General features: G+C 48.0%; 10 protein-coding genes and 1 pseudogene. 4 read left to right on the top strand and 7 right to left on the bottom strand.

The window, feature by feature from the left end; genetic code table 11:
- Positions 1-585: 585 nt before the first annotated feature.
- The gene (locus tag AB1797_10545) at positions 586-705 is read left to right on the top strand and encodes a GxxExxY protein (GenBank protein ID MEW5768040.1); all 120 of its coding nucleotides are present in this window, start codon (positions 586-588) and stop codon (positions 703-705) included.
- A 259-nt stretch (positions 706-964) separates the two neighbouring features.
- Here AB1797_10545 and AB1797_10540 read toward each other — a convergent pair whose 3' ends face one another.
- Positions 965-1,990, bottom strand: coding sequence for a radical SAM protein (locus AB1797_10540; protein ID MEW5768039.1), 1,026 nt, complete (start codon positions 1,988-1,990; stop codon positions 965-967).
- 72 nt (positions 1,991-2,062) lie between these two features.
- On the opposite strand from AB1797_10540, the gene AB1797_10535 reads away from it, so the two are divergent.
- Together AB1797_10535 and AB1797_10530 are read left to right on the top strand one after the other, a co-directional pair.
- The gene (locus tag AB1797_10535) at positions 2,063-2,281 is read left to right on the top strand and encodes a DUF4258 domain-containing protein (GenBank protein ID MEW5768038.1); all 219 of its coding nucleotides are present in this window, start codon (positions 2,063-2,065) and stop codon (positions 2,279-2,281) included.
- A 7-nt stretch (positions 2,282-2,288) separates the two neighbouring features.
- A complete protein-coding gene (locus AB1797_10530; GenBank protein MEW5768037.1) occupies positions 2,289-2,630 on the top strand; it encodes a DUF2283 domain-containing protein in 342 nt (113 codons plus the stop codon).
- On the opposite strand, the gene AB1797_10525 is transcribed toward AB1797_10530, so the two are convergent.
- The 4 genes from AB1797_10525 to AB1797_10510 form a co-directional block, all read right to left on the bottom strand.
- On the bottom strand, positions 2,617-3,681 hold the full coding sequence (locus AB1797_10525; protein ID MEW5768036.1) for a geranylgeranyl reductase family protein: 1,065 nt from the start codon (positions 3,679-3,681) through the stop codon (positions 2,617-2,619). The genes AB1797_10530 and AB1797_10525 overlap by 14 nt on opposite strands.
- A 22-nt stretch (positions 3,682-3,703) precedes the next feature.
- A complete protein-coding gene (locus AB1797_10520; protein MEW5768035.1) occupies positions 3,704-4,033 on the bottom strand; it encodes a hypothetical protein in 330 nt (109 codons plus the stop codon).
- A gap of 370 nt (positions 4,034-4,403) precedes the next feature.
- On the bottom strand, positions 4,404-6,035 hold the full coding sequence (locus AB1797_10515; protein ID MEW5768034.1) for a DUF116 domain-containing protein: 1,632 nt from the start codon (positions 6,033-6,035) through the stop codon (positions 4,404-4,406).
- Between the two features lie 12 nt (positions 6,036-6,047).
- Positions 6,048-7,655, bottom strand: coding sequence for a radical SAM protein (locus AB1797_10510; protein ID MEW5768033.1), 1,608 nt, complete (start codon positions 7,653-7,655; stop codon positions 6,048-6,050).
- Between the two features lie 520 nt (positions 7,656-8,175).
- On the opposite strand from AB1797_10510, the gene AB1797_10505 reads away from it, so the two are divergent.
- Complete coding sequence (locus AB1797_10505; GenBank protein MEW5768032.1) at positions 8,176-8,370, top strand: type II toxin-antitoxin system HicB family antitoxin; 195 nt, start codon at positions 8,176-8,178, stop codon at positions 8,368-8,370.
- Between the two features lie 13 nt (positions 8,371-8,383).
- Here AB1797_10505 and AB1797_10500 read toward each other — a convergent pair whose 3' ends face one another.
- Together AB1797_10500 and AB1797_10495 are read right to left on the bottom strand one after the other, a co-directional pair.
- On the bottom strand, positions 8,384-8,848 hold the full coding sequence (locus tag AB1797_10500; GenBank protein ID MEW5768031.1) for a glycine cleavage system protein H: 465 nt from the start codon (positions 8,846-8,848) through the stop codon (positions 8,384-8,386).
- Positions 8,849-8,970: 122 nt separating this feature from the next.
- Positions 8,971-9,204: pseudogene (locus AB1797_10495) on the bottom strand ((Fe-S)-binding protein).
- Positions 9,205-9,336: the final 132 nt, after the last annotated feature.

Genomic DNA, 9,336 nt, shown 5'->3' with positions numbered 1-9,336 from the left:
AAAGCTTCGCGCTATCAACCTCAGCGATGATATGGACAAGTATTGGGATTTCCATATCAGAGAGGAACAGAAACGTCTTTACGGGACTTACGAATGGAAAATGGCTGCATGAAAAGTAGCCACACCCATCTAAATATGAAAATGTATTCTTCTTCTATCTCAATTCTTGGTAAAATTTCCTTAATTAGCTTTTTAATCTGCATTGCTTCTAATGTCCCTTCATCTCCTTTTCTGCCTTTATTTCTGGAGATTTATCAGATACTGCCAATAATGTATTTACAGTAGTCGCCATCGAAAAATATAACACCATTCCTTCTATTCTGTCAAGGAAAGAATGTTTTTCAAGAGAATTCCTCCCCCATAACCGACTTCTAACCGCACAGGTCGTTGGGGGCTGGCCTTTCTCCTGATGATGGGGGGACGGGGACGGGCGATGGGGAAGAAGGTGGAAAAAGAATGGTGGTGTCCTGAATGGGCTAACCACCCAGGGATAGGTAATCCCCCCTTTAGCCCTTATCTTTACCCACAAATTGGGTAAAAGGAAGGGGTAGCTAAACCACGAAGAGCACGAAGGAGACGAAGAAAATTTTAGAATTAAAGAGTGTTGAGAATATACATCCTGTGCATGAAGCCCAGTTGCTAACCTATATGAGATTAGCCAATATTAAGTTTATTAATGAATTGGGATGGTTCACTTTACTGTGAAAGCTTGCGGCTGAGAGGTAGGGTGGGCACCGCCCACCAAAAAGGCGTAGATGGCGAACAGATTGGTGGGTAATGCCCACCCTACTTCTGCGGAAGGTTAACCGCGCCTAAAGTTTCACAAGAAAATGGATGATTTTGAACCGTCCCAATGAATTTTAATGAGAAGATATTGAAAGATGGGATTAAAAGATTTGTTTTAAATTCTTCGTGCCCTTCGTGTTCTTCGTGGTTTTCAAAAAATGTGGGTAAGGGTAAGCCTTTAGCCAGTCATCTGCTTCCGGACTTTTTTGAGGTCACTCTGGTTCAATTCAAAAGGGAAACTGCGGATGTCAGAAGGCGGGCCATCGCCAAAGGGGCGATTACAAGCCCCTTCCATTGTCTTGCCCGGACAACCTGAGGTCTGAAAGGGTTTGCCTGATTCGATTATCTGCTCCAATTGGCGGCCATTCAGACCGAAATTGATTATCCTGCCCTGGTCATCAAAACTCATTTGGTATTTAGAAGACAGGCCATGATCAATCAAATAGCGGGATAGTTGTACCCGTCGGTATTGACCAACATCGCAGGAAGGGCTATCTTCAAGTAAAGAGCCGACTTCCGGATGAAAGGAGAAGAGGTGGGTTCTGGCGCCTAAGTCCCTTACCCGTTGAATTGTTTCCACCATCTCCTGCTCTGTTTCCCCCAGTCCAACAATGAGGTGACAGCCGGTTTTATCCTTCCCGAACACGCCGACGGCTTCTTCCAATACTTGCCAGTATTTCGCCCACTTATGCGGGTCCTTGACTCCATTGCCCCGGTGATTCACAAACAGCTCCTCCGTGGCCGCATCAATAGCTATCCCCACCATCTCTGCCCCGGCATCTTTGAACCTTCGCAGGGTTGAATCAGCCACAAGAGTAGGAGAGATAAGCAGGGAGATAGGCAGGTCTATTTCCTCTCTAAGGTGACTGGTAATGGCAATGGTATCTTCTACGGCCCGACGGTTAGTAATCATCGAGATACAGATCCGTTCCACCCAACCGGCATACTTGTTCAGCCTTTCCCTGACTGTGCTCAACTTGTAGATAGGCCAGGCAACCCTGATAAAGCTCTTCTCTTCATATTCTCCTTCTCGTTCCTTGGAAAGCCCGCAATAGCTGCATCTGCCCACACAACCATCGGCGTAGGTAAGCAGAAGATTGATACAGTAAAGCCTGGCCTTCCGGTAAAACCTGCCGGAAGCCAGCCGCAATGTCATAGCCGCAGCTAAACTCAGCCGGACATGCCCTGGGGATTCTTTTAGCATAATTTACCACCTCTTTTTGTTGACTTTTTTAAAAGAATATAGTAGAATCATCCTGTAGGAAGTTAGCCATAGATGATTAAATTTGATTATTCGAAGCACGCCAGATACCGTATGAGAAGACGTGGTGTCTCCCAAATAGAGGTGGAAACTACTGTGCTTCATCCTGAGAGTTGGTATTACGGGAGCGAAGGTGAAATAAATGCTATCAAAAAGTTTGGTCGTAAAACCGTCAGAGTTGTTTATGAATCCCTACCGCAACATATCAGGGTAATTACTGTAATAAAGGAGTAACCTGGCTATGAAATTTGAGTATGACAGAGAAGTTGATGCCTGTTATATTGAACTCAGTAAACAAAAGATTTACAAGACTGTGTCAGTATCCGAGTATTGCAATGTTGACCTTGATGGAAAAGGTCATATTATCGGGATAGAAATCCTCTTTGCCAGCAAGAACTTGCAGGATTTTACCCCCTGGCTGGATACAAATTCCGCTGCATCCTATCTCAACGTAGCCCCGTCAACTATGCGACGATGGATAAAAGCGCACAAGGTTCCCTTTTATCAGATTAACCATCATTACATGTTCAAAAAATCTGAGTTGGATGAGTTTATCCATAGCCACCGGATTAAGGCTGCTTAAAATACTCCTCAAAGGCGATCCAGCTTAAGCGAAGGGCTTTGGCCAACCCCTCATTATTGCCTTTCCAGCAACTCTCCAAGGCCTCCCTTTTTTGCCTGGCCCTGGTCAAGGGATCGTTTAGCAGTATTCGACATTCCTCTTCATATTCGGTTAAGATACTAAGATCATCCTCCAGGGCAGCCCGTCCGGCGATCTCACCTGCTATTTTACCACCCAATACGGCATTTGACACCCCGGCTCCGGTTATGGGATGGGCCATACCGGCGGCATCGCCCACAAGAATCATATTGCCGCGCTGCAGCCTTTTCACCAGTCCGCCGGCAGGAATAACGCCGCCGGTAGTGTTCATTACCTCACCTCTAACTACCCCTTCCTGTTGGAGGTAGTCCACAAAATTACGCAGGGCCGCTGATGGTTTTACCTTAAATTGCAGGTCAACGCCTACCCCCACATTAGCTGCCTTCCCTTTAGGAAAGACCCAGCCATACCCGACAGGGATATCCCGGCGGAAATAGATCTCGGTGGAAGAGAGTCCCTTGCAGAGTGGCATCTGGTACTGGGCCGTGTGGACAAGCTTCTGAACAGGAGAGCCCATCCATTTGCCCACGACAGAATGCGGGCCATCAGCCCCTACCATCACCCTGGCTTTAATCTGTATCTGCTGGCCTCCCTGGCTTGCCCGAACCAACCCCTCTTCATAACCTACCGCCCTTGTTTGGAGGAAGAGTTCTGCCCCACTATCAACCGCTGCCTTAGCCAGGGCCTGATCGAAAAGGTCACGGTAGATGATAAACCCCTTCGCGGAGGTCTCTACCGCCTCGCCAGCCGGCAGATGGGTTCGCATGGCATCAATCCGCTGGGCAAGCACATTCGTCGGCAATTCCACCTCTTGAGTAATCTGCCAGGGCACATACTCAGCACATTGAACCGGCCGGCCCACATGTTTTCTTTTTTCCAGCAGGATGACTTTAGCGCCTGCCTTAGCCGCAAATTTAGCCGCGGTGCTGCCGGCCGGGCCGGCGCCAATTACCAGGACATCACAAAGAAGCATTTTCCCCCTCAGTTCTTAAAAACTATCCAACCATTTCCTCTAACTTGATCTTCTTCGGTAAGCTAACCTTAGGCAACTCCTTAGCCAGTAATTTAGCTTCAGCCTCAAAGAACTTTATCCACTCCTCCGCCGGCGCCGGACGAGGAATAAACTCCTCTTCGTCTCCTGCTTCAAGGACATCCTCAAGATATAGCTCTACTGCTTCCTGCAAATTCTTTTTAGCTTCATTAATTGTTTTCCCTTGAGAAGCAATATTAAGTTCAAGACAAACTGCTGAGTAAAGTTCATCCTCTTTTTCAATTAATTTTTCAATTAATTTTTCAATTAAACTGTGTAAATGTAATTCCCCCATTTCTTCCCCCCTTTTTCATTCAAGTTATTTACTTAGACTCGATGTTCAAGGTTTTTCGACCTGCGCCATCAGATTTTCAGGGGTTGAAACCGCTAAAGCGGTTATGATTCTGGATGTTATCCTATCCGTAACACCCTGATAAATCAGGGTGCTAAACTCAAGTAAGCCTGAGAATAGCACGCCGATTTATCGGGGTGAATTGTGGGACACTAATAAATTAAAGTAACCGCTTTAGCGGTTTATAAGAAAACCTTGAACATCGAGTTAAAGCAAATTCCAAAACCGAGACGATAAAAACCGGGTTTCTTAAAGAAACCTGGTTATAGTGACCAACCTTAAAGCGTGAATTATCACCTTAACTGTATTATACTCATTGAAATAGATTCCTGCAAGGATTTTTTTCTTTGGGCTCAAGCTCTTTAGCCACTTGGCCCATTACCTTTTCCAGCAGGTTCACCCTCAAGTGAGTCTGATTCTCAAACTCACCGGCTAAGGCTTCAGATTCCCGGTCAAGGTCGTAACAGGTGCTGTTCTCGATATCAATCAAGACGCCTGGGACACCGGCCTCTTTAAATATACGCTGCCGCTTGGCAAAAAATGTCTCACAGCAACAGCCAATGTAAGATTTCACCCCAACCTTCTTGAATGCCTGAAGCGTGGTCTGAAGATGTTCATAACTCCGAATACTGATGGGAGTAAGCCCATGTTGGTCTGCCAGCTCGTAGGCTGTCCCAATGCTGCATTGGCCACATTTGGCACACCCGTCATTATGTCGATACTTACACCCTACCAGCTTGGCGCAATAAGGCAGCAGCAAGACCGACGGTGACTTAAGAATATCCTGAAGCCTCCCGTTCACCGTGAACAGATGGTTTGCCTCTTCTAAAGGGATGCCCAGACCAGGATAATCAACCTTCTCTAAAGCAGATAGAAACGCCGTGGCAAAATCCGCCGGCGTCAAGCCCGACATCTGGGGCTGCCTGCTTTCAAAGAAGCCCTCAATCCGCTGGCTGACCTCCGCGCAGGGGACATCCTTTAAAGCTGCTTCCAGATCGAATATCGTTCGCGTCGGAGAGATAAAGAAGTCCCCTGTAATCAGTGCCTGTTTGAGCAGCTTTCGCTTTGCATCCACTACTGCCCAGGCCCTAATTAAGCCCCCTTTCGTCCGGTGAGTGCCTCTCAGGGTCTGTCTATTTTCGAGAGGCTCTCTTATGGATTCAATCCAGTCTTTTGAGGCAAATTGGGCCTTCTTTGGCTTAAGAAGCCGCCCTTCCAAATCATCCCACTCGAAATCCGACGACCCGCCAGCGGCTGCCCAGAACCCGAGACTCGAAAATTCTATCCCCAGGGCTTCCTCAACTCCTGCCTGCAAGGCCTGCTTAATTTCCTCAAGAGGCGGGGCTTCTCCCAATTCCTCTCGCAGGCAGGTTACCCTTTGGCGGACGGATTTCAGATCCTTGTCAGCCAGTTTCTCAGTAGGGATACGCAAGGCGCGAATCATTGTCTCGACATCAAAATCTACTAACAGGGTTCCCTGGAACAGCACGGCGCCATCCTCGAATATCCCGCCTGTTCCCGAAATCTTGCGGCCGTTGACTTCAATATCATTACGTGGCCTAAAGCCGGCCTTAATTCCCAACTTCCCCAGCCCCTTAACCACTGCCTCACAAACCAGTTCCGTTACCCTGTCCAAGCGATAGCCCAGATCAGCCTTGGCAGCGATCAACTCCCAGCCAAGCTGGGACTCATCAAAGTATATCGCCCCACCACCGGTTATTCGTCTATTGACATCAATCCCCTGCTGCCGGCAAAACTCTACCCGGACTTCCTGTTCAACCGTTTGGTGATAGCCAACCAACACCGCGGGAGGAGAGAACTGCAGAAACCGCAGGATATTGGGAATCTTCCCCTCAGCCTTGGCCTCAAGCAAAACCGAATCCAGGGCAATATTCTCGGCGGCTGATTTGACACCTGTATCCCAAAGAGACCATTTAGAAGACATTAAAGCTCCTCCTTATCCGAATGCCACAAGGGAGCAGCACATTTGGCTGAAGTGAGGATTTAGTCCCATCTTTTTAGCCAGGCTTACCACACCCTCGGCTGGATAGGCAATACCGTTTAAACCAGCTTCAAGGGCCAGCCTATCTGTTTTCAGCTTATGCTCACCCAGCGGCCGTTGACAGCCTAAAAGGACAGGGGTCTTCGGAAAAAGACGGCGGGCCTCCTGGAATATTTCTCCCATCTCCTCTGGGGTGGGCGGGTTTATCTCGGCCATAGGAGTGCCTATCTGGGGCAATAGACCTACCAAAACCACCGCTTCCACCGGATATCTTGAAATAATCTCCAGGGCATCATGCTCGCCCACAATCCTTCCGTAGTGCAGACCAATAACCACATGGGGGATGGTCTTTATCCCGTAATCGCACAAAAGCCGCAGGGAATCTTCAAAGTCTTCAGTAGTCAGATCCGGCAGATGATAAACTTCTCGCAAGGTTTCATCGGCGCCCACGATATCCATCATAGCCCCGTCGATCCCGCCGGACTTCGCTATCTCCCGCACTGTTTCCTCATCCAGGATGCCCAGGTGGGCCACGATCTTGAAGCCGAACTCCTCTTTTATCCAGCCGAGGGTCGAAAGAAACGGCCTGATAAGCACCACACCCTCTCTGGTTGATCCACCGCTGATGAGCATTCCCTTAGCGCCCCGGCCGGCAATTTCCCTGGCATATTTGAATAGATCTTCGGGTGTGATGGCCGCCTTCATCGCCGCTAAAATCTTGCGGCCGCAGTGATCACAGTTCAGTTCACAACTTGCCCCTGTAAGGGATACCGGCATAAAATAACAATGCCCGCAACTTTGCGCAAACTCTTCCGTTTCGTAGCGCTTTATCGTTGGGGCATAAAATGAGATGCGGTGACCAAAATTCTGTCGGCCTATTTCCCAGGCGGCCTGGTATTCACCTGGATTTTGCCGGCAGCCATTCTCATCACTCTCGTAGATTCTTCCCTTGAGCTTAAAGTCCATCAATCCGCTCGGCTCCTTCAATGGCTGCTTTCTCTGTAAATCAGCTCTATCTCCTCCGGCTGATACTCCTGTTGCCACATAGAATAACACGAGGGGCAACTGAAGATGATCCTCCTCTGCCCCAATCTTCCCCACTTCTCTTAAATTATGCTGTCTGTAGCTCTCGAATTCCTCATTCATTTCAAGCCTTTTAAAAGGCATACCGCAGCACCACTCACGAGACCCCAGCACCGCAAAATCAACCCCTTCGTCCGCTAACTCCTTTAATACACCTAATGCCTGCTGATGCGAAGAGATGAGGAAGGAACTCTGGCAACCCACAAAGTAGACCACCTCAGCCTTTTCCCTTTCATAGTATTGCCGATTACTATTCCCCTCTAACTCCAGCCACAGGCCCCTTTCTTCATTGGGATAGCCAAAGAGATTATGCTCGTGGTGCGTAATTGCCTCAACTGTTCTGGCCGCTTCCGGCTCATAAGTATGATTAATTAGCTCATCCAGAAGAAGCCTCCATCTATTCCTGACGGTCAGGCATGCTCCCCGGCCGCACCAGAGGGCCTTTTGTAGTCTACGCTGCAAGATTAATTCCTGCCACATTTCTAAAGATACTCGTAACCGTTCAGGGTGTAATGAAAGTTGAGGGGAAATTTTTGTAACTATTCAGCCCTTAAGGCACAAAGACACAAAGATTACCAATAATAGCACACGGATTACACGGATGAGACGGATTGACACGGATAAAAATTTATTAGAAAAAATCCGTGAGAATCCGCCAAAATCTGTGTCATCCGTGGGCTATTCTATCATTCTCTTCGTGGCTTAGTGGCTTTGTGGCTGAATAGTTACAGATTCTCCTTGACAAATCATGTGATTCCAGGCTATTCTGGTGAATATCGCCCGGGAGGGTAACCGGCATACTATTGTTGAAAGTATCTACTCAAAATCAAGTTAAAAAAGTAAGCTCATTACAGATTATAGTGCTATGGGTTAAGTTTCATCTCCTTTTGTACCGACAGCGTCGGCATAAGAGCTTCCCCTCCCTTGATGGGAGGGGTTAGGGGAGGGTGAGGGGTAAAAGAGGCTCTACCCACAAATACTAACTTGACAAGGCACTACGATGAATTACCACGCTCATATTGAACAAGATGGCGAGTGGTGGGTTGGCTGGCTGGTGGACCTTCCAGGCGTCAATGCTCAAGAAAAGACCCGTGAAGAACTTATCGAGTCCTTAAGAATTGGCGACATGGATATGTTGGACTATCTTACAGAAAAAAGCCGGCAACCCGATTTGGTGACAGTAGAGTTGGCTTAAGATCTTTTAACACCTAGTCTTTTGCCGCCTCGGCAAACAGCCCTTCATCTTCATACTTCTTATAATCCGCCTCAAGCCACTTCTGGACGTCTTCCTCACCGTGGATGAGGTCCTTTATATCCTCGTCCAGATTGTCCGCTTCAATTAGCACCAGCCAGCCATTGCCGTAAGAATCAGTGTTAATCAGACGCGGTGTGTCAAGAACCGCCTGATTCACCTCTAAGATAGCCCCATTTACCGGCGACTTTACCGGGCCGATATATTTACCCGCCTCAATAGTGCCCAGGGCGCGGCCTTTGACAACCTTGCCGCCGGCCGGCTTAGTTTTAACATAGGCCACTGTGCCGGCTGCTTTTTGACCAAACTGGTCTATGCCGCACCTGGCCTTCCCCCCTTCTTCAACCTTTAACCAGATATGGTTATCCGAGTTGTAGTAATACAACTCCGCCGGCATCTCAATATCTTTGTACTTAGCCATAACTACCTCCTCTTCAATCGCGAATCGCGAATCGCGAATTGTGAATCGCGAATCTGTTTTTTAAATTCGCGATTCGCGATTCGCGATCCGCAAATTCGCGATTCGCGATTCGCGATTCGCAATTAATATCTCTCTATCCCTGCCTCCAGCGCTAGTTCGGCCATATCTAAGACCTTTACCTTAGACTTCCTGGCTTTAATGGCATTTGAGATCATTCGTTTGCACTGGCCACAGGCGGTGGTAACAATATCCACTTCTGCCTCCTCAAATTCTTCCACTAAACTACCAGCGATCTTGTTGACCAGGTCAGCGTTAATCATCTCCATATCTCCGCCACCACCGCAGCAGGTGCTGTATCGCCTATTTAACTTGCATTCCGCACTTCCAGAAAAGGTTTTGTGCTATTGGGCCAACAAGGCTTTTTGAAAGATAGCTTTATCTAATAGAAGCTTTAATTAAGAAAAGAGATTGTCACCTCACCATAATGA

Source organism: bacterium (genome assembly GCA_040753085.1).
Classification (GTDB): domain Bacteria; phylum UBA9089; class JASEGY01; order JASEGY01; family JASEGY01; genus JASEGY01.
This window is presented reverse-complemented; position numbering and strand designations above follow the sequence as displayed.

Coding starts and splice junctions, on each gene's coding strand:
- AB1797_10500 (MEW5768031.1), bottom strand. CDS start 8,848: ATGGCTAAGTACAAAGATATTGAGATGCCGGCGGAGTTGTATTACTAC.
- AB1797_10515 (MEW5768034.1), bottom strand. CDS start 6,035: ATGTCTTCTAAATGGTCTCTTTGGGATACAGGTGTCAAATCAGCCGCC.
- AB1797_10540 (MEW5768039.1), bottom strand. CDS start 1,990: ATGCTAAAAGAATCCCCAGGGCATGTCCGGCTGAGTTTAGCTGCGGCT.
- AB1797_10505 (MEW5768032.1), top strand. CDS start 8,176: ATGAATTACCACGCTCATATTGAACAAGATGGCGAGTGGTGGGTTGGC.
- AB1797_10535 (MEW5768038.1), top strand. CDS start 2,063: ATGATTAAATTTGATTATTCGAAGCACGCCAGATACCGTATGAGAAGA.
- AB1797_10510 (MEW5768033.1), bottom strand. CDS start 7,655: ATGTGGCAGGAATTAATCTTGCAGCGTAGACTACAAAAGGCCCTCTGG.
- AB1797_10525 (MEW5768036.1), bottom strand. CDS start 3,681: ATGCTTCTTTGTGATGTCCTGGTAATTGGCGCCGGCCCGGCCGGCAGC.
- AB1797_10520 (MEW5768035.1), bottom strand. CDS start 4,033: ATGGGGGAATTACATTTACACAGTTTAATTGAAAAATTAATTGAAAAA.
- AB1797_10530 (MEW5768037.1), top strand. CDS start 2,289: ATGAAATTTGAGTATGACAGAGAAGTTGATGCCTGTTATATTGAACTC.